At 68.5% G+C, this 24,483-nt stretch carries 24 protein-coding genes; 7 read left to right on the top strand and 17 right to left on the bottom strand.

What is annotated here, in order from left to right:
• Positions 1-13: 13 nt before the first annotated feature.
• The 8 genes from FB562_RS03320 to nirD form a co-directional block, all read right to left on the bottom strand.
• Positions 14-337: a DUF2469 family protein gene (locus FB562_RS03320; protein WP_141879841.1), complete on the bottom strand. Its 324-nt coding sequence runs from the start codon at positions 335-337 to the stop codon at positions 14-16.
• Positions 338-394: 57 nt separating this feature from the next.
• Positions 395-1,045, bottom strand: a complete 651-nt coding sequence (locus FB562_RS03315; RefSeq protein ID WP_141879840.1) for a ribonuclease HII — start codon at positions 1,043-1,045, stop codon at positions 395-397.
• Between the two features lies 1 nt (position 1,046).
• Positions 1,047-1,814 carry a signal peptidase I gene (gene lepB / locus FB562_RS03310; protein ID WP_141879839.1) on the bottom strand — a complete coding sequence of 256 codons (768 nt, stop codon included), beginning with the start codon at positions 1,812-1,814 and terminating at the stop codon, positions 1,047-1,049.
• A gap of 83 nt (positions 1,815-1,897) precedes the next feature.
• Positions 1,898-2,245 carry a 50S ribosomal protein L19 gene (gene rplS, locus FB562_RS03305; RefSeq protein WP_141879838.1) on the bottom strand — a complete coding sequence of 116 codons (348 nt, stop codon included), beginning with the start codon at positions 2,243-2,245 and terminating at the stop codon, positions 1,898-1,900.
• 147 nt (positions 2,246-2,392) lie between these two features.
• A complete protein-coding gene (locus FB562_RS03300) occupies positions 2,393-2,938 on the bottom strand; it encodes a hypothetical protein (protein ID WP_141879837.1) in 546 nt (181 codons plus the stop codon).
• A gap of 34 nt (positions 2,939-2,972) precedes the next feature.
• On the bottom strand, positions 2,973-3,668 hold the full coding sequence (trmD, locus tag FB562_RS03295) for a tRNA (guanosine(37)-N1)-methyltransferase TrmD (protein WP_141879836.1): 696 nt from the start codon (positions 3,666-3,668) through the stop codon (positions 2,973-2,975).
• Positions 3,669-3,711: 43 nt separating this feature from the next.
• Positions 3,712-4,437 carry a sirohydrochlorin chelatase gene (locus tag FB562_RS03290; protein ID WP_141879835.1) on the bottom strand — a complete coding sequence of 242 codons (726 nt, stop codon included), beginning with the start codon at positions 4,435-4,437 and terminating at the stop codon, positions 3,712-3,714.
• On the bottom strand, positions 4,434-4,871 hold the full coding sequence (nirD, locus tag FB562_RS03285) for a nitrite reductase small subunit NirD (RefSeq protein ID WP_141879834.1): 438 nt from the start codon (positions 4,869-4,871) through the stop codon (positions 4,434-4,436). The genes FB562_RS03290 and nirD overlap by 4 nt, the downstream gene beginning before the upstream one ends.
• Positions 4,872-5,166: 295 nt before the next feature.
• Here nirD and nirB point away from each other — a divergent pair, with 295 nt between their 5' ends.
• The 3 genes from nirB to FB562_RS03270 are packed head-to-tail and all read left to right on the top strand — an operon-like array spanning position 5,167 to position 9,649.
• Positions 5,167-7,749 carry a nitrite reductase large subunit NirB gene (gene nirB / locus FB562_RS03280; RefSeq protein ID WP_141879833.1) on the top strand — a complete coding sequence of 861 codons (2,583 nt, stop codon included), beginning with the start codon at positions 5,167-5,169 and terminating at the stop codon, positions 7,747-7,749.
• Positions 7,746-8,531 carry a uroporphyrinogen-III C-methyltransferase gene (gene cobA, locus FB562_RS03275; RefSeq protein ID WP_141879832.1) on the top strand — a complete coding sequence of 262 codons (786 nt, stop codon included), beginning with the start codon at positions 7,746-7,748 and terminating at the stop codon, positions 8,529-8,531. Before nirB ends, cobA begins: the two co-directional genes overlap by 4 nt.
• Positions 8,531-9,649, top strand: coding sequence for a uroporphyrinogen-III synthase (locus FB562_RS03270; protein WP_141879831.1), 1,119 nt, complete (start codon positions 8,531-8,533; stop codon positions 9,647-9,649). Before cobA ends, FB562_RS03270 begins: the two co-directional genes overlap by 1 nt.
• A gap of 61 nt (positions 9,650-9,710) precedes the next feature.
• Here FB562_RS03270 and FB562_RS03265 read toward each other — a convergent pair whose 3' ends face one another.
• The 5 genes from FB562_RS03265 to FB562_RS03245 all read right to left on the bottom strand — a co-directional run bounded on the left by FB562_RS03265 (position 9,711) and on the right by FB562_RS03245 (position 13,236).
• Positions 9,711-10,655 (bottom strand): formate/nitrite transporter family protein, encoded by a 945-nt coding sequence (locus FB562_RS03265; RefSeq protein WP_141879830.1) that lies wholly within the window; start codon positions 10,653-10,655, stop codon positions 9,711-9,713.
• A 191-nt stretch (positions 10,656-10,846) separates the two neighbouring features.
• A complete protein-coding gene (gene rimM / locus FB562_RS03260) occupies positions 10,847-11,449 on the bottom strand; it encodes a ribosome maturation factor RimM (RefSeq protein ID WP_141879829.1) in 603 nt (200 codons plus the stop codon).
• Positions 11,427-11,663 carry an RNA-binding protein gene (locus FB562_RS03255; protein ID WP_141879828.1) on the bottom strand — a complete coding sequence of 79 codons (237 nt, stop codon included), beginning with the start codon at positions 11,661-11,663 and terminating at the stop codon, positions 11,427-11,429. The genes rimM and FB562_RS03255 overlap by 23 nt, the downstream gene beginning before the upstream one ends.
• 3 nt (positions 11,664-11,666) lie before the next feature.
• Positions 11,667-12,134: a 30S ribosomal protein S16 gene (gene rpsP / locus FB562_RS03250; RefSeq protein ID WP_141879827.1), complete on the bottom strand. Its 468-nt coding sequence runs from the start codon at positions 12,132-12,134 to the stop codon at positions 11,667-11,669.
• Between the two features lie 127 nt (positions 12,135-12,261).
• Positions 12,262-13,236: a DMT family transporter gene (locus FB562_RS03245; RefSeq protein WP_246081322.1), complete on the bottom strand. Its 975-nt coding sequence runs from the start codon at positions 13,234-13,236 to the stop codon at positions 12,262-12,264.
• A gap of 192 nt (positions 13,237-13,428) precedes the next feature.
• On the opposite strand from FB562_RS03245, the gene FB562_RS03240 reads away from it, so the two are divergent.
• The gene (locus FB562_RS03240) at positions 13,429-14,601 is read left to right on the top strand and encodes a glycosyltransferase family 4 protein (protein ID WP_141879826.1); all 1,173 of its coding nucleotides are present in this window, start codon (positions 13,429-13,431) and stop codon (positions 14,599-14,601) included.
• Between the two features lie 45 nt (positions 14,602-14,646).
• The gene (locus FB562_RS03235; RefSeq protein ID WP_141879825.1) at positions 14,647-15,327 is read left to right on the top strand and encodes an NUDIX hydrolase; all 681 of its coding nucleotides are present in this window, start codon (positions 14,647-14,649) and stop codon (positions 15,325-15,327) included.
• Between the two features lie 88 nt (positions 15,328-15,415).
• Here FB562_RS03235 and ffh read toward each other — a convergent pair whose 3' ends face one another.
• The gene (gene ffh, locus FB562_RS03230) at positions 15,416-16,981 is read right to left on the bottom strand and encodes a signal recognition particle protein (protein ID WP_141879824.1); all 1,566 of its coding nucleotides are present in this window, start codon (positions 16,979-16,981) and stop codon (positions 15,416-15,418) included.
• 21 nt (positions 16,982-17,002) lie between these two features.
• Between ffh and FB562_RS03225 the strand changes: the two genes are divergently transcribed.
• Complete coding sequence (locus FB562_RS03225) at positions 17,003-17,533, top strand: gamma carbonic anhydrase family protein (RefSeq protein ID WP_141879823.1); 531 nt, start codon at positions 17,003-17,005, stop codon at positions 17,531-17,533.
• Positions 17,534-17,673: 140 nt separating this feature from the next.
• On the opposite strand, the gene ftsY is transcribed toward FB562_RS03225, so the two are convergent.
• A complete protein-coding gene (ftsY, locus tag FB562_RS03220; protein WP_141879822.1) occupies positions 17,674-18,549 on the bottom strand; it encodes a signal recognition particle-docking protein FtsY in 876 nt (291 codons plus the stop codon).
• 112 nt (positions 18,550-18,661) lie between these two features.
• Between ftsY and FB562_RS03215 the strand changes: the two genes are divergently transcribed.
• Positions 18,662-19,243: a histidine phosphatase family protein gene (locus FB562_RS03215; RefSeq protein ID WP_141879821.1), complete on the top strand. Its 582-nt coding sequence runs from the start codon at positions 18,662-18,664 to the stop codon at positions 19,241-19,243.
• A 64-nt stretch (positions 19,244-19,307) separates the two neighbouring features.
• On the opposite strand, the gene FB562_RS03210 is transcribed toward FB562_RS03215, so the two are convergent.
• Together FB562_RS03210 and smc are read right to left on the bottom strand one after the other, a co-directional pair.
• Positions 19,308-20,537: an MFS transporter gene (locus FB562_RS03210; protein ID WP_141879820.1), complete on the bottom strand. Its 1,230-nt coding sequence runs from the start codon at positions 20,535-20,537 to the stop codon at positions 19,308-19,310.
• Between the two features lie 165 nt (positions 20,538-20,702).
• A complete protein-coding gene (gene smc / locus FB562_RS03205; protein WP_141879819.1) occupies positions 20,703-24,341 on the bottom strand; it encodes a chromosome segregation protein SMC in 3,639 nt (1,212 codons plus the stop codon).
• Positions 24,342-24,483: the final 142 nt, after the last annotated feature.

Below are 24,483 nucleotides of genomic sequence, written 5' to 3'. Positions count from 1 at the left end.
AGACGGCCTGCGGCTACTCGTCGAGCGCGAGCTCCTTGGGCAGCTCGAGCTCCTTGGAGCTGAGCTCCTCCACATTGACGTCCTTGAACGTGAGCACGCGCACGGCCTTCACGAAGCGGTCGGAGCGGTAGACATCCCACACCCACACGTCTTTCATGCTCAGCTCGAAGTAGAAGTCGTTCTCGGTGTCCTGGCGGACCAGCTCCACCTCATTGGCCAGATAGAAGCGTCGCTCGGTCTCGACCACATAGCGGAACTGCGACACCACATCGCGGTACTCGCGGAACAGCGCCAGCTCGACCTCACGGTCGTAGTCTTCGAAGTCGTCGTCATCCATAGCGCCTCAATCCTACGCTGTCGCCGCGCTGCGGGGCACAGTGTGCATCCGCCGCCCTCAGCCGAGCGCGGGCTGCTTCAACCAGCTGAGCCGGTGCAGCTCGCTCGGGCCGAGAAGCGCGATCGCCTCATAGTGCGCGGCACTGCCGTACCCCTTGTTGCCGGCCCATCCGTAACCGGGGATGCGCGAATCGGCCTCGATCATCATCCGGTCGCGATGGACCTTGGCGATGACGGATGCTGCGGAGACGGATGCGCAGTCACGGTCGGCCTTCACCTGGGTGCGCACGCGCAGCGGACTGGCCAGCGCGGGGCTCAGCCAGTCGGCGTGCCCATCAAGAAGGATCACGCTGCTGCGGATGGCGACACCCGCCTCGTGCAGGGCGGTGAGCGCCCGCTTGCCCGCCAGCCCGAGGCACGCCGTGATGCCGAGCCTGTCGACCTCGTCGGCGGATGCGAGGCCCACAGCGCTGTGCAGCGCCCACTCCGAGGCGAGCGGCGCGAGCAGCTCCCGCTTCTTCTCGCTGAGCATCTTGGAGTCGCGCAGGCCCACAGGAATGCCCGCCATGCCGGGGGCCACGACGCTCATGCCGACCCCGACGGGCCCAGCGATCGCGCCACGGCCGACCTCGTCGCATCCGATGACGAAGCTGGCGCCGCCCTCGAAGAGCGACTGCTCGAACTCGAGCGTCGGGTCTGCCACCGCCATGTCAGTGCCCCGCGGATGCCGCCGGTGCCGAGGACTCGTCGACGCCGTCGAAGACGGTCGGGTAGTTGTCGAGCCAGCCCCAGCGCGCCGTCGGCCAGCTGATCATGATCGCGCGCCCGACTACGTTCTCGAGCGGGACGAACCCCTTACTGGACCCGGTGGCGTTGCAGCGGGAGTCGCAGGAGTTGTACCGGTTGTCGCCGAGCACCCACAGCTTGCCTTCCGGAACCGTGACGGCGAAGTCCTCCTTGGACGCCTTCGTGACGCGATCGGGCAGCTTGAGATACGGCTCGTCGAGCGGAACGCCGTTGACCGAGACCTGACCGAGCGCGTTGCAGCAGGCGACCTCGTCGCCGGGGAGCCCGATGACCCGCTTGATGAGGTGGTCATTGCTGTCGGGCGCGCTGAGCCCGATCATCGACAGCACCCAGTCGAACGCCTCGACGATGGCGGGCCGCGGCTCGGTCGGGATCGGGGTCAACCAGCCGCCCGGGTCGCGGAACACGACGACATCGCCGTGCTCGACCGGGACCAGATTCGGAACCAGCTGGTTCACGATGATGCGGTCGTTGATCTGAAGCGTGTTCTCCATCGACGCAGACGGGATGTAGAACGAGCGCACCAGGAACGTCTTGATGCCGACCGAGATGATGACCGCAGCGAGGAAGATGAGCAGGAGGTCGCGAAGGAACAGCCTCACTCCCCGACCGCGGCTGGTGGTCGTGGTCGTCGCGGTATCGGGCCGCACGGCCGGTTCTTCTTGTGTCATTAAACCCCTGAGCTCCCCGCCAGTTTATGTGGTGGGGAGCTCAGGAAAACACACTCCGAGGTGTGCCGCGAGAAGTCGTGCGACTAGTTGTCGCGCTTCTCCTTGATCTTGGCCTTCTTGCCGCGCAGCTCGCGCAGGTAGTACAGCTTGGCGCGGCGAACATCACCGCGGGTGACGACCTCGATGTGGTCGATCACCGGCGAGTGAACCGGGAAGGTACGCTCGACGCCGACCTGGAAGCTGACCTTGCGGACCGTGAAGGTCTCGCGAACGCCCTCGTTCTGGCGGCCGATGACGACACCCTGGAAGATCTGGACACGCGAGCGGGTGCCCTCGATGATGTTGACGTGCACCTTGACGTTGTCGCCGGCGCGGAAATCCGGGATGTCGTTGCGGAGTGATGCCGCATCGACGGAGTCGAGAATATGCATGATGGTTCGCTCTCTGCGACCGCCACAGGTCGACCGCGATCTCAGTACTGCAGAAAGATGGAAGGTGCCGTGAAACTGCTGGCTCCCCTGTGGCAGAGCCGTGCGCAGGCACAAACACCTATTCTGCCATACGGCACGCCGCATCCGCTAATTCGGTGCGGCTCCCCCGACATCCGGATCTGTCGGCGACTCGATGCGGATGATCTGGCCCGCCCCCGGCGCATCCGCCGTCGGCCCCGACTGCGGCGCCATGGTGGCCCGCCGGGTGGCGTTGTACTCCTGCGCGGGCTCGGCCCTGTAGTCAAGGCCGGCGAGCGCACTCTTCACGCGCCGCCCGGTCTCAGTGAGCAGCTGCCAGATGGAGGACCAGAACGCGACGACCGCGATCAGGATGACCGGGATCGAGATCGCAGCATGGTCGACGAGCCCCGCGAACACGATCGAGAGATACCAGGCCCCCAGCACGCCCACGTCGAGCCAGGAGACGGCCCGCTCGCGGCGCACCGTCGAACGGAACCAGACGATGCCGGACACGACCGCCATCACGGCGGCGAGCACCACCGCGGCGAACGTGAGGAACGGGATCTCCCACTCGTCGACGCGCAGGATGAACGTGCGAGCCAGAACGAGCCAGAGGGGCAGCACGACCGGCGCGCCATACATGGCGTAGAAGAACGCCCGACGAAACCACATGGTTCAAGCGTAGACGGCGTGCCTGAAGAAACGTCTAGTCGAAGTCGGAGGGCGAGAGCAGCTCGGGGCGCACCCGCCGCGTGCGCTCGATCTGCTGCTCGCGACGCCAGGCGGCGATCGCACCGTGATTGCCGCTGAGAAGAACCGGCGGAACATCGTGGCCGCGCCAGCTGGCCGGCTTCGTGTAGCTCGGGTATTCGAGCAGCCCGTCCTCGTGGCTCTCCTCGACGAGGCTCTCCGGGTTGCCGACGACGCCGGGGATGAGCCTGCCGATCGCCTCGATCATCGCCATGGTGGCGACCTCTCCCCCGTTGAGCACGTAGTCGCCCAGGCTCACGAGGCGCACCTCCGCGCGCGACGCCGTGTGGTCGACGACACGCTGGTCGATTCCCTCGTAGCGGCCGCAGCCGAACACGAGATGCGGATGCTCCGCCAACTCCCGCGCGGTGGCCTGTGTGAAGACCTCCCCCGCAGGCGACGGGAAGATCACCGTCGGACGCGTCTCGCCGAGGATCGAATCGAACGCCTCGCCCCACGGTTCCGGCTTCATGACCATTCCGGCTCCCCCGCCGTACGGGGTGTCGTCGACGGTACGATGCCGGTCGTGCGTGAAGTCGCGCAGATCGTGCACGCCCAGATCGATGATGCCGTTCTGTCGGGCCTTGCCGAGCAGGGATACGTCGAGCACGGAGAAGAACTCCGGAAAGATCGTGACGATGTCGATGCGCACCCGTGAAGTCTACGCAGCCGCCGCACGGACGGCGTCGACCGCGCTACCGCGCAACGAGCACACGCTCGAGCAGCGCGGCCGCAGCGGCATGACGGTCGAGCACGACACGGACGAGCGCGGCAGGCGGATGCTCACCGGCCAGCAGCAGCGGACCCGTCACGACATCGGCAGGCGCGGCGGCGGCCAGATCGGCGAAGTGACCAGGGGCGAGCAGATAGCTGCTCACGACGACACGGGAACCCGGCGCCACCGCCCTCTCCATCGCGATGGCCTCGGCGAGCGTGGGGCGCGCAGCCGAGATGAAACCGGCCCGCACCGGCATTCCCAGCTCAGCTGAGAGCATCCGCGCCGCCTCGAAGCAGTCGTCGACTGCTGCTGCGTCCGTCGAGCCGGCACAGGCGAGCACCACCCTGTCGGGGCGACGCAGCCCCGCCCCCGCGAGCCGGTCGCTGAGAACGCCGGCGATCCTGCGGTCGGGGCCCAACGCATCCGCCAGCACCGTCGCCGTCGCGGCCGCGTCGAGCTCGCGGACGAGGTCGACATTCACGTGGTACCCGGCCGAGAGGAGCAGCGGAACGACGACCACCTGCTCGCCCGACGCGAAACGGGCGAGGGTCTCGGCGACATCAGGGCGCTGCACATCGACGAATCCGCCGCGCACCGACAGCCCCGGCCGCTGCCCGGCAACCGCCTCCACAAGCGCTGCAACCGCCGCCTGACCCTGCGGAGAGGAGGTGCCGTGAGAGATCGCGGCGAGCGCCGGGATCACTGCGGAACCTCGACCTCCACAACACCGCCCCGGATGCGGGTGCGGAAGGGACGCAGGAAGAGCTGCGGGTCGGAGAAGCACTCGCCGGTCTCCAGGTCGTACAGCTGCTTCAGAAGGGGCGACGCGATCGTCGGGCGGAGCCCACGCGAGCCGACGATGCCGCGGGCCATGACGGGCGAACCGGTGTGCGGGTCGCGATTGCACACCGCGTAGACCTCGTCGGGCGCGAGCTTGAAGAGAGCGAGCTGCTTCGTGCCGAGGAGGATCGCCTCACCCCATTCGAGTTCGAGCTCGGCGCTGTGGCAGGCGGCAACCCAGACGAGGGTCTCGGCATTGGCCGGCGCTGCCGTGCCCGGGAGCACTGCCGTGCCGGGGAGCACTGCCGTGCCGGGGGTCACAGAATCGAGAAGCTCGGCATCGATGATGATCGTCATCCTGGTGTCCTTACAAGGTTGTGCGGCGGCGTACTGTCGACGCTATTCGCCCGGTGTTTCACGACCGTGTCGCCATGTTTCAGGCGGGTGAAACATCCCTCACACGCGACGCGCACCCCTGTGGGGGCGATGTGATGCGCAGGTCACATCGGCTTAACGGCGCCGAAATGTAGCGCCCATACGCTCGAGACTGCTCGCGGCGCATCCGGCACCCCGGGCAGAACCGTTCACCGACCGGCCCCGCCGCTGCGGCCGACCCGCCCGAACAGCGCTGCTGCGCCGAAGCGAGGACGCCATGACCGAGACCGTCAGCCCACGACCCGAACGTCATGTCGTCGTCATCGGGGGCGGGCCGGCATCCCACCGCCTCGCCGAGGCGCTGAGCTCGCGCGACACCGCCGCGGGCATCCGGATGACCGTGCTCGCCGAGGAGGCGCGGCTGCCCTACGACAGGGTCGCGCTCAGCCGCAGGCTCGACTCCGATGAGGACCTGTCGCTCGCGCCGGCGGTGTGGGAGTCGGAGCGGGTGACCCTGCGGATCGGCGAGGCCGCCGTGTCGATCGACAGGACGGCGCAGACGGTGACGACATCGACGGGCGACATCGTCGACTACGACGAGCTCGTGCTGGCGACCGGGTCGACCGCGCCGGTGCCCGACATCCCCGGCTCTGAGCATGCACGCGTCTATCGCACACTCGACGACATCGACTGGCTGCTCGCCGAGGTCGAACGCCTGCACGGCGTGCTCGGCAGGCCGCCCCGGGTTCTCGTGGCGGGTGGCGGCCTGCTCGGCCTCGAGGCCGCGGGCGGGCTGCAGCGGCGGGGAGCCCAGGCCGCCATCGTGCACTCGGGCGGCTGGCTGATGAGCGCACAGCTCGACGAGGGTGCCGGCCAGGCGCTCGGGCGGCTCATCGAGGCGCAGGGAATCGCGCTCCATCTCGCCCAGCGGCCGCGGCGCATCCTCGTCTCGGACGGCGCCGTCACCGGCGTCGAATTCACCAACCACACGGTCGTGCCGGCCGACATCGTCATCTTCGCGATCGGCATCAGCGCCCGCGACGAGCTCGCCAGGCACGCCGGGCTCGATCTCGGCGAGCGCGGCGGTGTGGTCGTGGGGGCCGACTGCCGCACATCGGATGCCCGCATCTGGGCGATCGGCGAGGTCGCCTGTGTCGATGGCCGGTGCACAGGCCTCGTCGCCCCCGCGAACGCCATGGCGGAGGTCGTCGCCGACCGCCTGCTCGGCGGCAGCGCGGAGTTCACGACGGTCGATGATGCGACGAAACTGAAGCTCTCGGGCGTCGACGTCGCCTCCTTCGGCGACACCCGCGCCGAGGCCGATGGCGCACTCGAGGTCGTCTACGCCGACCCGGCCCGCGGCCTGTACCAGAAGCTCGTCGTGTCGGGCGATGCCCGCACCCTGCTCGGCGGCGTGTTCGTCGGAGACGCCGAACCCTATGCATCCCTGCGCCCCCTGCTCGGAAGCCGGCTCAATGCCGACCCCGGCGCCTACCTCTCTGTCGCGGGCGCGGTCGCCCCCGGCGGAGACGAGCTGCCCGACAGCGCACTCGTGTGCTCCTGCAACAACGTCACCGCAGGCACGGTGCGCGCCGGCGTGCACGAACACGGCTGCACGGAACTCGGCCCCCTCAAGGAGTGCACGAGAGCGGGCACCCAGTGCGGTTCGTGCGTTCCGCTCGTCAAGAAGCTGCTCGAGGCCGAACTCGGCAAAGCCGGAATCACCGTCAACCGCGCCCTCTGCGAGCACTTCGCGATCGGCAGGCAGGAGCTCTTCGAGTCGGTGCGGGTGCTCGGCCTCACCTCGTTCACCGAGATCATCGCCCGGCTGGGCACGGGGCGCGGCTGCGACATCTGCAAGCCGGCCGTCGCATCCGTTCTCGCCAGCCAGCTCGACGGCTACATCCTCGACAACGGCCTGGGCACCCTGCAGGACACCAACGACCGCGCCCTCGCGAACATGCAGAAGGATGGCAGCTACTCTGTCGTGCCGCGCATCCCCGGCGGCGAGATCACGCCGGCCAAACTCGCCGTCATCGCCCAGGTCGCGACCGACTTCGGGCTGTACACGAAGATCACCGGCGGCCAGCGCATCGACATGTTCGGCGCCAGGCTCGACCAGCTGCCCGACATCTGGCGCATCCTCGTCGATGCGGGCTTCGAGTCGGGTCAGGCCTACGGCAAGGCGCTGCGCAATGTGAAGAGCTGCGTCGGCTCGACCTGGTGCCGCTTCGGCGTGCAGGATGCGGTGAGCATGGCCATCCGGCTCGAGCTGCGGTATCGCGGGCTGCGCGCCCCCCACAAGTTCAAGTTCGGCGTCTCAGGCTGTGCGCGCGAGTGCGCTGAGGCGCGCGGCAAGGACGTCGGCGTCATCGCGACAGATCAGGGCTGGAACATGTACGTCGGCGGCAACGGCGGTTACCAGCCCGCGCACGGGCAGCTGCTCGCCTCCGATCTCGACGACGAGACCCTCGTGCGCTACATCGACCGCTACATGATGTACTACATCCGCACCGCCGACCGGCTGCAGCGCACCGCCCGCTGGATGGAGGAACTCCCCGGGGGCGTCGAACATGTGCGCCAGGTGGTCGTCGACGACACGCTCGGCCTCGCCGCAGACCTCGAGGCCGCCATGGCGAGGCACGTCGACGGCTACGAGGACGAGTGGGCGGCAACCCTCGCCGACCCCGAACGCCTGCGTCGATTCCGCTCCTTCATCAATGCTCCGGATGCCCCGGATGTGGGCTTCCCGCGGGTCGCCGAGCGCGGGCAGTCGCGGCCCCCGACTGCGGAGGAGCTCGCCGACCCGGCGACCGTGCTCATCTCGGGCGGCACCATTCCCGTCAGGCCGCGGTCATGAGCGGCCGGCACGGCGCGGGTCGCGTCACCCTCGTCGGCGGCGGCCCCGGATCGGAGGAGCTCATGACCGTGGGCGGCGTGCGGGCCCTCGCCGACGCCGACGTCGTGCTCTACGACAGACTCGCGCCCCACACCCTCCTGCCGCGGCTCTCCCCCGGCGCGCTCCTCATCGATGTCGGCAAGAAACCGGGCCACCACCCCATCAGCCAACACGGCATCGAACTGCTCATGATCGACCACGCCCGCAGCGGAGCCCACGTCGTCAGGCTCAAGGGCGGCGACCCCTACGTGCTGGGCCGCGGAGGCGAAGAGGTGCTCGCATGTCGTGCGGCGGGCATCCCCGTCACCGTGCTGTCAGGTGTCACGAGCGCCATCGCCGTGCCCGCCGCCGCAGGAATCCCGCTCACCCACCGAGGCGTCAGCCACATGTTCACCGTCGTCTCAGGGCACGACCCCCTCAGTGACGACGAACTGCGGCACCTGGTCGGGCTGGGCGGCACGATCGTCGTGCTCATGGGCGTCAGCACGCTGCCGCAACTCGTCGCCGGGCTGCGGAGGCACGGGATGACCGCCACAATTCCCATCGCCATCATCGAACGCGGCCACAGCGACGAGCAGAAGACAACGATCTCCGACATCGACGGCATCGTCGACGCGGCCGCCCTCGCCGGGGTGGGTGCGCCCGCCGTGCTCGTCATCGGGGAGGTCGTGCGCCTCGCCCACGACGGAAACGACGAGGCCGACCGGATACTGCGCAGGGCCGAGTCGCTCACGGAGATCTGATGAGCGACGCCGTGCCCGGGTTCAGGCCAGACCAGCTGGAGGGGTTCAGGATCGGCGTCACCTCCGACCGCAGATCCGAAGACCTCATCGACGCGTTCGAACGCCGCGGCGCCCGCGTCGTGCACGCGCCCACCCTGCGCGTCACCCACGCCGAGGCCGACAGCCCCCTCATCGACGACACCCGTGCGATGATCGCCGCCGCACCCGCCGTGCTGCTCGCGACCACCGGCTACGGCATCCGCCGCTGGTTCGAGGTCGCCGACTCGGCAGGGATCGGCGACCAGCTCACCGACACGCTGCGCGGCGCCCGCATCCTCGTGCGCGGGCCCAAAACGCGGGGCGGGATCAGAGCCGCAGGCCTCGACGACGACGGGATGAGCGACGCCGAGACAACAGAATCGCTCGTCACCAGAACCCTCGCGGAGACCCCGCCCGGCCTCGTCATCGCCGTGCAACTCCACGGCACCACCGACGAGCGGCAGCTCGACCGCCTCCGGCAACGACACCGGGTACTCACCGTCGCCCCCTACAGCTGGAATCACATCGGCCGGGCCGACGAACGCGTGCAGAGGCTCATCGAGTGCGCCTGCGCGCGGAGTCTCGACGTCGTCACCTTCACGAGCGCACCCGCCGTCGACGCACTCCTCATCGCAGCCGAAGGCATGGGCATGCTCGAACAGCTCCTCGACGCCTTCAGGTCTGATGTCATCGCTGCCGTCGTCGGGCCCGTGACCGCCGCGCCCCTGCTGGCCCACGGCATCCGACCCCTGCAGCCCGAGAGATTCCGGATGGGCGCCCTCATCAGGCTCGTCTGCGAGCGCCTCGAGAACGAACGAGTGACCCGCATTGACACCCGCCACGGGCCCATCACGCTGCGCGGCAGCATCGTCGACGTCGCCGGGCTACGGGTCGCCGTGCCCGCGACCCCGCTCGCGCTACTGCGTCGGCTGGCGGCCGACCCCGGCTCCGTCGTCAGCCGGGCCGAACTCACTGCGGCGCTGCCCGGGGCCAGAGACGACCACGTCATGGAAGTCTCGATCAGCCGACTGCGCCACACCATCGGCATCCCCGGCCTCATCACAACCGTGGTCAAGCGCGGCTACCGCCTCGACGTGTGAAACACCAAACGGCCCGAAACTCGTGGAGTCCGGGCCGTTCAGCAGGCTGTGAAACGAGCGATCAGCGCACACCCTCGCTTTCGGGGATGCGCTGGTCCTGTGCCGGTGCCGGTGCCTGTTCCTGTGGCTGCAGCGGTGCCCCACCGCGCCGCGGCATGCGCACCCACCGCTGCCGTGACGGGCCCGCCTGCGCGAACGCGACGTCACGCGCCGCCTTCGTTCTGGCATGCGTCAGATAGAGGGGCAGTGCGGTGAAGAGCAGCCCGCCGACAAGATTGCCGAGAACGGTGGGGATCTCGTTCCACACCAGATAGTCGACGATCGTGAACTCACCGCCGAGCAGCAGACCGGAGGGGAAGAGGAACATGTTGACGATCGAATGCTCGAACCCCATGAAGAAGAACAGCATGACGGGCATCCACATGGCGAGGGCCTTGCCCGGCACGCTGCCGGCGATCATGGCACCCGCGACACCGAGCGAGACCATCCAGTTGCACAGCATCCCGCGCACAAACAGGGTGAGCATGCCCGCGGCACCGTGCTCCGCATAGCCGAGGGTGCGCCCCTCACCGATGTGGCCGATCGCGACGCCCACCTCGTTCGGCGACACCGAGAACCCGTAGGTGACGACGATCGCCATCAGAACGGCCACCCCGAAAGCGCCGAAGAAGTTGCCGACGAACACCAGACCCCAAGTGCGAAGCACCCCACCCGCCGTCACGCCGGGGCGCCTGTCGAACCACGCCATCGGGGCGAGCACGAAGACGCCCGTCAGCAGATCGAAGCCGAGCAGGTAGAGCATGATGAATCCGACAGGAAAGAGGACGGCCCCCAGCAGCGGGATGCCCGTCGTGACACTCACCGTGATGGCGAAGGCCGCCCCGAGGGCCAGCAGCGCCCCCGCCATGGTCGCGCGCACCAGGGTGTCGCGGGTCGACATGAGCACTTTCGACTGGCCTGCGTCGATCATCGCCGTGACGAGATCGGCCGGTTTCACATAGGACATAGGACACACTCCGAGGGCATCAGGTGGCTGCAGCGTGATCACTGCACCGCCGCGAGCTGCGGCTGCCACCGACGCTATGCGCCGGGCATTTCGCCCTGGTGTCTCGAATCGTTCGGCCGCGTTACCTTTGCCGCACAGCGGCAGTCACGGGCTGTGAGCCGGATGCCGTATGCCTTGTGCCGTGCCGAAAACTAGGCGGGATCGGCCGGTGACTCCGGTGCCGCATCCTCGGGGAGCTCCTCGAAGAGGCCCGCAGGCGGGGTGACCGTGATCGTGCCGGACTTGAGGTCGACGCTCGGCACGATGGCCTTCACGAACGGCACAAGCACCTCACCGGACTCCGTCTCGACGTGCAGGAGATCCTGGGCGGGAAGATGCTCGACAAGCGTGACCGAGCCGATCTTGCGGCCATCACGGACGACGGCCAGTCCGACCAGCTGGTGGTCGAACCAGGCATCCTCCTCATCGCTGACCTCGGATGCGTCATGGTCGACCCAGAGGATCGCCTTGACGAGCGACTCCGCCGTCGTGCGGTCGGGAATGTCCTTGAAGAACGCGACCGGATGCGAGTTGAACCATTTGAGCTCGATGAGCTCGATGGTCTTACCGTGCCACGAAGACGTGGCGGGAACCTGGAGGGTGAACACGGCGCCCGGGACGAAACGTCGCCCCGGGTCATCCGTGTACAGCTCAATCTTGATCGCGCCCTTCAGGCCGTGGGCCTTCGTGAGCCGACCGACCCGAAGCTGGGTCTCGTGCGGGGCTGCTTCTCTAGAAATCGGTATCGACCACATCGACGCGCACCTTCTTGCCATCGGCGAGAGCCGAGACGAGGGTACGGAGAGCCTTGGCCGTGCGACCAGCGCGACCGATCACGCGGCCGAGATCTTCGGGGTTCACGCGAACCTCGAGGACCTCACCACGCGGAGAGTTCTGTGCGACGACAACGACATCGTCAGGGTGATCGACGATCCCCTTGACAAGGTGCTCGAGAGCGGCTGCGAGCACGTGCTACGCCTTGTCGGCGTCTGCGGCAGGAGCCTCTGCAGCGGCCTCGACGGGAGCCTCGACAGCGGCCTCCTCGGCGGCAGGCTCCTCAGCGGGGGCCTCCTCGACCTTGGCGGGCGCGGCAGCCTTGGGCTTGAGAACCGGCTTCTTCTTCTCGTCGGCGACGAAAGCCTCCTTGGGCTCCTTCACCTTGACGGTCGAGACGGCCTTGGCGTCGCCCTTGAACTTGCCCCAGTCGCCCGTGAGCTTCAGCAGTGCGGCGACCTGCTCGGTCGGCTGCGCGCCGACGCTGAGCCAGTACTGCGCACGCTCGGAGTTGACCTCGATGAACGAGGGCTCCTCGGTCGGGTGGTACTTGCCGATCTCCTCGATGACGCGACCGTCACGCTTGGTGCGCGAGTCGGCGACGACGATGCGGTAGAACGGAGCGCGGATCTTGCCCATGCGCTTCAAACGAATCTTTACAGCCACAATTCTCCTGTGTTTCTAGATATGGGAGCGAACTGACAGCCGTGAGCGTGGGGGCACACTCGGCCAGAAAGGTCTAAGGAAGCACGCGGCATCTGATTAGAGGGTCGGATGACGCGGGCTCAACGTCCTATTCTGCCAGAGAATCGGAGCCGCTGCGTACTCCGCCTGGTCGTGGCATGGCATCCGCTCGTGTGCGAGGCATCCTGCGACTGACGGCGACCCCCGCGAGGCACACGATGCCCCCGACGATGGCGAGCGGCGCAGGCACCTCGCCGAAGGCCACAAGACCCATCACGACGACGAGGGGCGGTACTGCGTAGGTCGTCACGCCCAGACGACTCGCGGGCATCCGGCCCAGCGCGTAGGCCCAGGTGCTGAACGCGATCGCCGTGGGCACAAGCCCCAGGTAGACGACGCCGAGGATCGCGCCGGTGGGAGCATCCGCCAACTCCCCCAGCAGAGCGGGCGTGAACGGCAGGCAGGCGAGCGCGCCGATCGCACACCCCATGAACGTCAGCTGCGAGGCGGGGATGCGGCGCAGCGCCGGCTTCTGACAGAGAACGCCCGCCGTGTAGACGGCGGCGGCGAGGAGGACCCACCACACCCCGGAGCCGTCGCCGAAGCCGCCGACCCCCGTGCCGAGGGCGATCAGCACGACCCCGAAGAAGGCGAGACCGGCACCGATGACGAGCCACCGTGTGACGCCCTCGCGCAGGATGATGCCACCGCCCAACGCGATGAGGATGGGCGCGATGTTCACGAGCATCGACGTCGTGCCCGCATCGAGCGTCGTCTCGGAGATGTTGAGGGCCACGTTGTAGACGCCGAACCAGCCGAGCCCGTACACGGCGATGAGCGCCCAGTCGCGGCCACGGGGCAGCACCCAGCGGCGGCCGATCATGAGCAGGGCGAGGCCGACCGTGCCGACCAGAAGCCGGCCGAGCGCGAGCCCGCCACCCGAGAAATACGGCATGACACCGCGGATGACCACGAAGGCGCTCGCCCAGGCCAGCACCGTCACGACGATCGCCGCCAGCACCCGAAGATCGGGGCCGGCCGCGGGCTCGCGCGCGAGCAGGGTGGGAGGTGCGGATGCGGTCACGTTCACACGTTAGCCGTGGCCACCGACATCGCCGCGCGATCGCGGGAATCATGGCAGTTCTTCACCCGTGAACGGCAGAACCGCATCCGTTCCTGCGCTCGGCCCGAGGCATCCGGATGTCTTCATCGCCCGTTCACCGACACGACACCGCCGGGAAGCCCCCACGAAAACCCCGCCTGAGAGTCTGCAGTGGTGAGAGTCGCGCTGATCGCCGAGTCCTTCCTCCCGCACATGAACGGGGTAACCCATTCGCTGCTGCGGGTCATCGATCATCTCTCCGCACGCGGAGACGACGTGCTCGTGCTCGCCCCCCGCGCAGCCGAACTGCCGAGCGAACACGCCGGCTACAACATCGAAGGGCTGCCCGCCTTCGCGCTGCCCCGCTACCCGAATGTGCGCATCGCCACCGTCACGGTCGGCCGCGTCGTGCGGCTGCTGAGAGGCTTCCAGCCCGACGTCGTGCACCTCGCCTCACCCTTCGTGCTCGGCCTGCAGGCCATGCTCGCCGCCGAACAGCTCGGCATCCCCACCGTCGCCATCTACCAGACGGATGTTCCCGCCTACGCGAGCAGATACGGATTCCCCCTCGCCGAGCCGCTTCTGTGGCAGCAGGTGCAGCGCATCCACCAGCGCGCCACCCTCAACCTGGCCCCCTCCAGCTACGCGCTGTCGCAACTGCACGACCACCAGATCGACCGGCTGCGCAAATGGACGCGCGGCGTCGACACCGCCCGGTTCACCCCCGAGAAGCGCGACGAGGCGTGGCGCGCACGCATCGCCCCCCACGGCGAGCGAATCGTCGGCTATGTGGGGCGCCTCGCCGCCGAGAAACAGGTCGAAGACCTGCGCGTCATCGCCACCCTGCCGGACGTGCGGCTCGTCATCGTCGGAGACGGACCACTGCGGGCACGCCTCGAACAGCTCATGCCGACAGCCCACTTCACCGGATTCCTCGGCGGCGACGAACTCGCCCGCGCCATCGCATCCTTCGACGTCTTCGTACACCCGGGCGAACTCGAGACCTTCTGCCAGACCATCCAGGAGGCCATGGCCAGCGGCGTGCCCGTCATCGCCACCGGTCGCGGCGGTCCCCTCGACCTCGTCGACTCCAGCCGCACCGGCTGGCTCTACACACCGGGCAACCTGCACGAGATGCGGATGCGCGTCGCCGACCTCGTCGGAGACGATGCGAAGCGCGCCGCCTTCGCCCTCGCCGCACGAGAGACCGTGCGCGACCGCTCCTGGACGGCCGTCTGTGATGCCCTCCTCGCCCACTATGCGGATGCGATCAGGCTGAACCGCCTGCGGCCCGCGGCAGGCTGGCCCGTCGGCCCGCGCGCATCCGTCACCGCCTCTCGCGGCTGAGCACCCCTCCCACCACCGGGAACAACTCGCACGTAGGCTGGGCGGGTGAGCAGCACCCACCGCAGGGACCTCGACGAGCTCGCCTCACGTGCGAGGGACGGCAGATTCACGCCCCTCGCCGGCCCCCACGCCTACGACCCCGTCGCCGCCGAAGGCTACCGCCAGTCGGGCGTGCTCGCCCTGTTCACGCCCGGCAGCGGGCAGGACGTCGACCTCTTTCTCGTGCAACGCTCACCCCTGCTGCGCGACCACCCCGGCCAGATCGCGCTGCCCGGCGGGCGGATCGAGCCGAGCGACGACGGGCCCATCGCTGCCGCGCTGCGCGAGACGCACGAGGAGACCGGCATCCGACCTGACCGGGTCACCGTGCTCGGCGCGCTGCCGCCCGTGCTCGTGCCCGTCAGCAACTTCGTCGTCACCCCCGTCATCGGATGGGCGGATGACGCCATCGCGGCCGACTCGATCGTGCCCGGCGAAGTGCTCCACACGCTGCGCGTCTCCGTCGACACCATGCTCGACGACAGCGCACGGGCCATGGTCGAGATGGGAGGCTTCCGGAGCCACGGCTTCCGGCTGCCGACAGGCTGGGTGTGGGGCTTCACCGGAAACCTGCTCGCACACCTCTTCGAGCAACTCGGCTGGGCGCGGCCATGGGATACGCAGCGCGTCTACCGGATGACCCTCGACGAGGCACACGGGCGCTCACTCATCACGCCCGAAGACTGACGCGCTCTCTCACGACCGCGAGCGGTCAACATCCGCCCATCCCGGCCGCTCTTCGGACGAGAATTGGCCACTCGAAGGCGCGCTGGGACTACTGTCGGCCGCCGAGCATCCGCTGAAGCGTCGCCAGCTCGTCCTCCGAAGGGCCATCCTTGCCGGCACCCAGACCGAAGCCCGAACCCGAAGGGGCCTGCGACGCCGCCGGGGCGCCCGCAGCGAACCTGGCATTCTCGGCCGCCCGCTTGGCAGGGTTGCCCGACTTCGACGACTTCTTCTTCGCCTGCTGCTTGCCACGGCCGCCACCGAAACCGGCGCCGGGGATCGGCCCCATTCCGGGAATCTGCGGCATGCCACCCTTCGCGACGGTCTTCATCATCTTCGCCGCCTGCTCGAAACGGTTCACAAGAGCATTGACCTCCGTGACCGTCGTGCCAGAACCGCGCGCGATGCGCAGGCGCCGCGAGCCGTTCAGCAGCTTCGGCTGCAGCCGCTCCGACCGCGTCATCGACTGGATGATCGCCTCCGTGCGGGTCAGCTCCGACTCGTCGAAGTTCTCGAGCTGCTCCTTCATGCCGCGCGCACCCGGCAGCATGCCGAGCATGCCCTTGAGCGACCCCATCTTCTTGAGCTGCTGCATCTGGGCGAGGAAGTCCTCGAGCGTGAAGCTGTCGGTCGCGAACTTCTCCGCAACCTTCTTCGCCTCCTCCTCATCGAAGTTCTTCTGCGCCTGCTCGATGAGCGTGAGAATGTCACCCAGGTCGAGGATGCGGCTGGCCATACGCTCCGGATGGAACGGCTCGAAATCCTCCAAGCGCTCGCCCGTGCTGGCGAAGATGATCGGGCGACCCGTCACCGACGCCACCGACAGGGCGGCACCACCACGGCTGTCGCCATCGAGCTTCGTGAGCACCACGCCCGTAAAATCGACGCCATCCTGGAACGCCTTCGCCGTCGCGACAGCATCCTGACCGATCATCGCGTCGATGACGAACAGCACCTCATCCGGGTCGACAGCCTTGCGGATGTCCCCCGCCTGCTTCATCAGCTCGGCATCGACGCCGAGACGGCCGGCCGTGTCGACGATGACCACGTCGTACTGCTTGTCCTTCGCGAACCTGATCGAATCCTTCGCAACCTTCACCGGGTTGCCGACGCCATTGCCGGGCTCGGGCGCGAACACCTGCGCGCCGGCCTGCTCGCCGACGACCTGCAGCTGCGTCACAGCGTTCGGGCGCTGGAGGTCAGCCGCGACGAGCAGCGGCGTGTGGCCCTCGCCCGCCAGCCACTTCGCGAGCTTGCCCGCGAGCGTCGTCTTACCGGCACCCTGGAGGCCCGCGAGCATGATCACGGTCGGCGCCGTCTTCGCGAACCTCAGCCTGCGCTGCTCACCGCCGAGGATTCCCACGAGCTCCTCGTTGACGATCTGCACAACCTGCTGGGCCGGATTGAGGGCCTTGCTGACTTCATCGCTGAGGGCACGCTCGCGCACCTTGCCGGTGAACTCCTTGACGACGTCGAGCGCGACATCCGCATCGAGCAATGCCCGGCGGATCTCGCGCACGGTGCCGTCGATGTCGGCGGGGCTGAGCTTTCCCTTGCCGCGCAGGTTCTTGAAGGTATCCGCGAGGCGGTCGGTGAGGTTTCCAAAAGTGGCCATGGTGCCCCTAGTTTAACTTGTATGACACCGACGCCGCTGCTCGTGACCATCGAAGGCAGTTCCCCCGCCATCGCCGACACCGCCTGGGTCGCGCCGAACGCCACCCTCATCGGCAGAGTGACGCTCGCAGAAGACTCCAGCGTCTTCTACGGAACCGTGCTGCGGGCGGATGTCGACAGCATCACACTCGGCGCCGGCAGCAACCTGCAGGACAACGTGACCGTGCACTGCGACACCGGAATCCCCACCACCATCGGAGCGGGCGTCAGCGTCGGACACGCGGCCGTGCTGCACGGCTGCACCATCGAAGACGACTGCCTCATCGGCATGAGCGCGACCGTGCTCAACGGTGCCGTCATCGGCGCAGGCTCGCTCGTCGCGGCCGGTGCCGTCGTGCTCGAAGGCACCATCGTGCCACCCGGATCGCTCGTCGCAGGCGTGCCCGCGAAAGTGCGCCGCGAACTGACGGATGCCGAACGCGAGAAGATCAGACAGAACGCGGAGCACTACCGCGGGTACAGTGCGACCCACCGGGCCGCGCTCGGCGGCTGAGGCGTCGGGTACGGCACCGGCCGGTTTCGAGACGGCACCGGCCGGTTTCGAGACGGCGCTGGCGCGCCTCCTCAACCGGCAGGCCACCCGCTGGCTGAGGGATCGCCGTCTACGGCGATCGTCTCGAAGCCTGCCCGCTCTCAGCCGACGAGGTTCTGCACGAAGACGTGCGGGGTGAAACCCGTGAGGTCGCCGATGCCTTCGCCCTGGCCGACCAGTTTGATCGGGATGCCTGTGCGCTCCTGCACGGCGAGCACGAAGCCGCCCTTCGCCGAGCCGTCCAGCTTGGTCAGCACGAGGCCCGTCACTCCGGCGTGCTCGATGAACGCCTCCGCCTGAGCGAGCCCGTTCTGCCCTGTCGTCGCATCCAGAACCAACAGCACCTCGGCGATCTCCGTCTGCTTCTCGATGACGCGACGGATCTTCGTGAGCTCATCCATGAGGCCGCTCTTCGTCTGCAGTCGGCCAGCCGTGTCGATCACGGCGATGTCGATGCCCTCCGCGATCGCCTTCTCCACCGTCTGGAAGGCGACGGATGCCGGATCCTGGCCCTGCTGCTGCGGGCGCACGATCTGCGCGCCACCGCGCTCAGCCCAGGTCGCCAGCTGCTCCACAGCGGCAGCCCGGAAGGTGTCGGCGGCGCCCACCACGACCGAGCGGCCGCGCGTGACCAGGAACCTCGAGAACTTGCCGATCGTGGTCGTCTTGCCGACGCCGTTCACACCCACCACGAGCACGACGGCCGGGCGGGCCGACAGGGTGAGGGTGGGGTCGAGCCTCGCGAGGCGCTCCTCGAGATTCTCGCGCAGCATCCGCTTCAGATCATCTGGATCGGTCGTGGCGTATTTGCGCACCTGCTCGCGCAGCTCATCGATGACGGAATCGGTGATCGTCGGCCCGAAGTCTGCGCCGATGAGCGCATCCTCGAGGTCCTCCCACGTGTCGTCGTCGATTGTCTTCTTCGCGAACATGCCGCGGAGGGCGCCCGACAGGGACCAGGGGGTGCGATCTGCCATGCCCCCCATCCTAATTCGCGCGACCACGAGCATCCGGGCCACCATGTGAGTTCATGATGCGCTTCGCTCGATCTGGGAGAATGGACGAAATCCCCCAGCAGAGACGAGCTCCATGACGATCGCCTTCATCCGCCACGGCCAGACCGACTGGAACGCCGCAGGACGCATGCAGGGAACATCCGACATCCCGCTCAACGATGTGGGCCGCGGGCAGGCCCGCGACGCGGTCGCCGTGCTCGGCGACTTCCGGCCCGAGAACGCCGAATGGGATGTCATCGTCAGCTCGCCGCTGGGCCGGGCCCGCGAGACCGCCGCGATCATCGCCGAGGGGCTCGGCATCGAACTGGGCAGCAGCTACGACCTGCTCGTCGAACGACACTACGGGGAGGCCGAAGGGCTCACCGCCGCTGACATCCGCGACCGCTGGGGCGAAGGCCGCGACTACCCGGGGCTCGAATCGCTCGACTCCGTCGTCGAGCGCGGAAAGGCGGCACTCGAGCTGATCGCCGAGGAATACCGCGGCCGCAACGTCGTCATCGTCTGCCACGGCACGATCATCCGGTACACGCTCGCGGACCTCGCCGGGCGCCCGCTCGACCAGATCGTCAACGGCTCCGTGTCGACGCTCGAACACGACGGCAGCGGCTGGCGCGTCACCGGGGTCAACAGCAAACCGCTCGACGCGCTCGTCTGAGGTTCACCGCCGCACAGTATTCGATGATGAGCCGGATGCGCTGGCAGCAGCCGGATGCGATGGCTCAGGGCTGCGGCAGCGTCACGCGAGCGGATGCCCGCAGAAGCGCCCACACGACGACGCCCGCCACAAGCGCCATGCAGGCGACGCCGAGCCCCGAATAGCCGAACGCCGTCAGGACGGGGCCGGCCAGAGCACCACCCGCAGCGCCGGCCAGATTCATACACAGATCGGACACGCCCTGCACGCCAGGCCTGTCGCCGACCGGCACCGAATCGACAAGCATGGTCGATGCCGAGATCGTCGACGCCGACCACCCCAGCCCGAGCAGCACCAGGCTCAGCACGACAAGCTCGTGCGACTCGCTGCCCACCCAGGTCAGCACGAGCGACACCAGCAGCAGCGCCTGCCCGCCCAGCAGAACCGGCAGCCGCCCCAGCCGGTCGGCCAGCCATCCGAACACGGGCGACAGCGCGTACATTCCGGCGATGTGAAGGCTGATCGTGAAGCCGACGATCGCGAGCGTCGCCCCGTGCCCGTACAGGTGCACGGGCGTCATCGACATGACGGCGACCATGGTCGCGTGGCTGAGCGCGACCGCCCCCACCGAGAACCGTGCCCGCCCGTTCACGCGCAGCGTGGAGAACCCCAGCCGAGGCCGCTCCGCAGTCACGGCGCCGAGCGCGGCCCGGGCGGTCAGCAGCGGGTCGGGTCGCAGCCCGACCGCATAGATGGTGACGGTCAACAGCTGAGCCACGAGAGTGAACACGAACGGCCCGGTCAGCTCGGGCAGGCCGAGAACGCGGCCGATGGCCTCCCCCGGCTCGATCAGGTTCGGCCCCAGAACCGAACCGATCGTCGTCGACCACACCACCAGCGAGAGGTCGCGCCCGCGATGGGCCGGCAGCGCCAGATCGGTCGCCGCGAAACGCGCCTGCAGGTTCGTGGCCGAGCCGGCCCCCGCGAGCGCGAAGGCGAGCAGCAGCAGCGGGAACGAACCGGCCGACGCCGCAACGACCAGCAGCACGGCGGATGCTGCGGCGAGCGCCGAACCCGTTCCGAGCGCCGCGCGTCGGCCGCGTGAGGCGGCGAAGCGTGCGAGCGGCAACGCCAGAACGGCCGCGCCGAGCGTCGACATGGTGGCGGCCATGCCCGACCAGGCATCCGAACCGGAGACGGATGCGGCCAGCAGCGCGCCCACCGACACCGTCGCCCCGATGCCCAGCCCGCCCACGACCTGCGCGGAGGCCAGCACCCACACCGTGCTGCGCTGCAGCTTCTGGAGATCCGTCACCGCGCAAGTCTAGGCATCCGTCGGCCATCGCCGCCGTCGACGCCCTGCTGAAAACGAAGGACAAACTGCCGAATACGACCCCGGATGCGCACCGCGGGGCAGATCGCCGCAGATTGTCCTTCGTTTTCGGCGGGGCCGGATGCTCGAGGCCGGATGCGGCGGTGGCTAGGCCGTGCGCTCCTCCGGGGCGACGACGCGCTGGCCCACGACCGCGCTCACACCGTCCTGCCGCATCGACACACCGTAGAGGGCATCCGCGATCTCCATGGTGCGCTTCTGATGCGTGATCACGATCAGCTGGCTCGTCTCGCGCAGATCCTCGAAGATCTGCAGCAGGCGACCCAGGTTGGCGTCATCGAGCGCCGCCTCCACCTCATCCATGATGTAGAACGGGCTCGGTCGGGCCTTGAAGATCGCGATCAGCAGCGCCACCGCCGCAAGCGACCGCTCGCCACCGCTCAGGAGCGACAGGCGCTCGATCTTCTTGCCCGCCGGGCGCACCGACACCTCGATGCCCGTCGTCAACATGTTGTCGGGATCGGTCAGGTGGATGCTGCCGGAACCGCCCGGGAACAGGATGGGGAACACCTGATTGAACGCGGCCTTCGTGTCGTCGAAGGCACTCGAGAAGATGTCCTGCATCTTCTCGTCGATCTCCTCGATGATCGTCAGCAGGTCTTTGCGGGTGTTCGTCAGATCGGTGAGCTGCTCCGTCAGGAACTTGTGCCGCTGCTCGAGTGCCGCGAACTCCTCCAGCGCGAGCGGGTTCACGCGACCCAGCTGGGCGAGCTTGCGCTCGGCGCGCGCCAGGCGGGTCTCCTGCTCGGAGCGGACGAAGAGGGTGCCGCTGTCTGCTTCAGCAGGAGAAGCATCCGACACGCCGTCTGACACCGTCTCGAGCTCGGCGTGTCCTTCAGTTTCTCCTGCGGAAGGTGACGCCACGGATGCGGCATCCGGCGGGATGGGCACGGCGGGCCCGTATTCGGCCACGAGCACATCCTCGACGAGCCCCAGCTCCTCCCCTGCCCGCTCCAACAGCGACGACAGGTGCAGCTTCTTCTCGTAGATCTGCATCTCGAGACCGTGCACGGTCTCGCTGACCGACGTGAGCCGCTCCCGCAGGGAGGCCTCGCCCCGCCGCAGCTCCGCAAGCTCCTCGTTCTGTGCCGCACGCTCCGATTCGGCCGTCGCGAGCCGCACGCGCGCCTCCGACACCGAGCGGTCGACGGCGTCGAGCACGGCCGGCAGCGCGTCGATGACACTCTGCGCGGCCTCCGCCTGGCGACGACGGATGACGGCACGCCGGGCGGCCTGCTCCGCGGCGGCACGTTCCGCTTCGAGCTGCTGCTCGAGCTGCTTCGCCCGCGCCTCCTGCGCGCGCACACGCTCACGGGCGGTCTCCACCTGCAGTCGCGCCTCGACCTCCGCCTCACGGGCGGCATCCAGTTCATCGGCGAGTCCGTCGCGGGCGGCGACATCGAGCATGGGCCTCGGCCTCGACCGGGCCGTCTCGAGTTCTGCCTTCGCGCGCTCGGCCGCCGTCTCGGCATCCGCCACCGCATCGGCGGCAAGCGCGAGACCCTTCTCGAGACGTTCGGCTTCGGCTGCGGATGCCTCGGCCTGCACCCTGGCACGGTTCAGCTTCTCGGACTGCGCCGCAAGCTGAGAGTCGAAGTCGCGCAACTCCTTCAGGGCGCGCACCGACTGCTCCTTGGCGGTCTGCAGGGTGCCGCGCTGCTCTGCGAGCGCAAAACGGGCGCGCTCGATGAGCGAGGTGACCTCGCCGAGGCGATCCTTCGCCGCATCACGGTCGGCGACAAGCTCCACACGGGATCGCTTCGCACCGGAACCCCCACGCAGCACGTAGCGGCTCAGAACATCACCGGACTTCGTGATCACGGTCACGAAGGGGGCAGCGGATGCCTCGAGCGTGTTCCATGCGGTGCGTGCGGCGTCGAGATCGTCGGCGATGACGACAGAGTCGAGCAGCCCGAGCACGCCGGCGGGCGCGGTCACGACCGTGTGGGCGGGGACTGCGCCGGGTGGGAGCTGTTCGGGGGTGAGGTTCCGATACGCTCGTTCGTCGTTCTTCAACCCGCTGGGGTCGTCGGCGAGCACGAGCTCGACCCGGCCGAGCTCGTCGGCACCCGCGAAGCCGAGGGCATCCACCGCGGCGGCGCGGTCATCGGCGAGCACCGCGTCAGCGAGCGAGCCGAGGGCGGCCGCAATGGCCGCCTCATAGCCGGGCTGCACCTGCATGTGCTCTGCGACAAGCCCGCGGATGCCCGGGCGGCGGGCCGCGACGAGAGCGCTCGAGCCGTCCTTCTGGTCGAGCGCGCTGGAGAGCGCGTTCTGGCGGGCGGCGAGCGCGTCACGCTCCCGCTCGAGGTCGTGGAGGCTCTCGCGGAGCGTGTCGATCTCCGCCTCAGCGCTGACGACCTCGGCCTGGGCGGTCTGATAGATCGCATCGAGGTCGGTCTCGCCGGAGTCGCTGAGCGTCGCCTCCGATTCGACCAGCTCGAGCTGCTGCTGCAGATCCTGGCGGCGCGCGCGGGCGGCATCGAGCGCGTTCTGCTGGCGCAGAACCTCACCACGAACCGCGGCGAGCCGGGAGCCGGCCGTGTCGGCCTGCCCCGCAAGCTTCGAGAGCTCGAGGTCGTGCTTGGAGACGAGCGAACTCTGGTGGGCGATCTCCTCATCGAGCCCGTCAAGGGCGGCACGCGCCTCCGCCGTGGCGGACTGCGCTTCGCGCCACGCCTCCTCAGCCTCGGAGATCGTGTCGGCCAGCCTCGACGCCTCGTCACGGGCATCCGCCACCATCTGCGGCGTCACGCCGGGGGCCGCATCCGCAACCTCCGCCTGCGAGCCGAGCATGCTGAGCTTCTGATTGGCGAGGTTGTAGAGGCTGCGCAGCCGCTCCTGAGCCTTCTCAAGGCCGAAGGCGACCCGGCGCGCCTGGTCGACGGCGTCACCCACCTGCGCCTGCTCGATGCGCGCCTCACGCAGCTTCGCCTGATCGAGCTGCTCCTGCAGAACGATGCGCTCCGTCTTGCGCTCCGACTCGCTGCGGCTGTGCAGGGTGAGAGCCTCGCGCAGCGTGACCACCTCGTCGGCGAGGAGCCTCGCCCGTGCGTCGCGCACGATCGCGGCGATCGACTGCGCCTCACGGGCGATCTCCGCCTGATGCCCGAGCGGCTTGAGCTGCCGCCGGATCTCACCGGCCAGATCGCTGAGGCGCGTCAGATTCGCCTGCATCGCGTCAAGCTTGCGGATCGTCTTCTCCTTGCGGCGACGATGCTTCAGGATGCCCGCGGCCTCCTCGATGAAACCGCGGCGGTCCTCCGGGCTGGCACGCAGAACGGCGTCGAGCTGCCCCTGGCCGACGATGACGTGCATCTCGCGCCCGAGCCCCGAATCGCTCAGCAGCTCCTGCACGTCGAGCAGGCGGCAGGACTCCCCGTTGATGGCGTACTCGCTGCCGCCGTTGCGGAACAGCGTGCGACTGATCGTGACCTCGGAATACTCGATCGGCAGGGCGCCGTCGGAGTTGTCGATCGTGAGGATGACCTCGGCACGGCCGAGCGGGCCGCGCGTGGAGGTGCCGGCGAAGATGACGTCCTCCATCTTGCCGCCGCGCAGCGTCTTCGCGCCCTGCTCCCCCATCACCCAGGCGAGCGCGTCGACGACATTCGACTTGCCGGAGCCGTTAGGGCCGACAACACAGGTGACACCGGTCTCGAACTGGAAGGTCGTGGGCTGGGCGAAGGACTTGAATCCCTTGAGCGTGAGGCTCTTCAGGTACATGCTCTGTGCCTCCTCGTACGCCCGAAACTCATTGCACAACGGTACCGGACACGGCGGGCGGGGCCCGACAGCGACGCCGCTATGACACAAGACGCACTGGTGGTGCCCTGCGAGCGGTTGTAGCCTGATCGGCTGCCCTCAC

This window comes from Homoserinimonas aerilata (assembly GCF_006716125.1).
GTDB classification, from domain to species: Bacteria; Actinomycetota; Actinomycetes; order Actinomycetales; family Microbacteriaceae; genus Homoserinimonas; species Homoserinimonas aerilata.
The sequence above is the reverse complement of the archived record's forward strand: the minus strand, read 5'-3'. Positions and strand labels throughout refer to the sequence as shown.

Excerpts from the sequence above, each read along its gene's own strand:
- FB562_RS03320 (WP_141879841.1), bottom strand. The coding sequence starts at position 337 with ATGGATGACGACGACTTCGAAGACTACGACCGTGAGGTCGAGCTGGCG.
- FB562_RS03315 (WP_141879840.1), bottom strand. The coding sequence starts at position 1,045 with ATGGCGGTGGCAGACCCGACGCTCGAGTTCGAGCAGTCGCTCTTCGAG.
- lepB (WP_141879839.1), bottom strand. The coding sequence starts at position 1,814 with ATGACACAAGAAGAACCGGCCGTGCGGCCCGATACCGCGACGACCACG.
- rplS (WP_141879838.1), bottom strand. The coding sequence starts at position 2,245 with ATGCATATTCTCGACTCCGTCGATGCGGCATCACTCCGCAACGACATC.
- FB562_RS03300 (WP_141879837.1), bottom strand. The coding sequence starts at position 2,938 with ATGTGGTTTCGTCGGGCGTTCTTCTACGCCATGTATGGCGCGCCGGTC.
- nirD (WP_141879834.1), bottom strand. The coding sequence starts at position 4,871 with ATGACGATCATCATCGATGCCGAGCTTCTCGATTCTGTGACCCCCGGC.
- nirB (WP_141879833.1), top strand. The coding sequence starts at position 5,167 with ATGACCGAGACCGTCAGCCCACGACCCGAACGTCATGTCGTCGTCATC.
- cobA (WP_141879832.1), top strand. The coding sequence starts at position 7,746 with ATGAGCGGCCGGCACGGCGCGGGTCGCGTCACCCTCGTCGGCGGCGGC.
- FB562_RS03270 (WP_141879831.1), top strand. The coding sequence starts at position 8,531 with ATGAGCGACGCCGTGCCCGGGTTCAGGCCAGACCAGCTGGAGGGGTTC.
- FB562_RS03265 (WP_141879830.1), bottom strand. The coding sequence starts at position 10,655 with ATGTCCTATGTGAAACCGGCCGATCTCGTCACGGCGATGATCGACGCA.
- rimM (WP_141879829.1), bottom strand. The coding sequence starts at position 11,449 with ATGTGGTCGATACCGATTTCTAGAGAAGCAGCCCCGCACGAGACCCAG.
- ffh (WP_141879824.1), bottom strand. The coding sequence starts at position 16,981 with ATGGCCACTTTTGGAAACCTCACCGACCGCCTCGCGGATACCTTCAAG.
- FB562_RS03225 (WP_141879823.1), top strand. The coding sequence starts at position 17,003 with ATGACACCGACGCCGCTGCTCGTGACCATCGAAGGCAGTTCCCCCGCC.
- ftsY (WP_141879822.1), bottom strand. The coding sequence starts at position 18,549 with ATGGCAGATCGCACCCCCTGGTCCCTGTCGGGCGCCCTCCGCGGCATG.
- FB562_RS03215 (WP_141879821.1), top strand. The coding sequence starts at position 18,662 with ATGACGATCGCCTTCATCCGCCACGGCCAGACCGACTGGAACGCCGCA.
- smc (WP_141879819.1), bottom strand. The coding sequence starts at position 24,341 with ATGTACCTGAAGAGCCTCACGCTCAAGGGATTCAAGTCCTTCGCCCAG.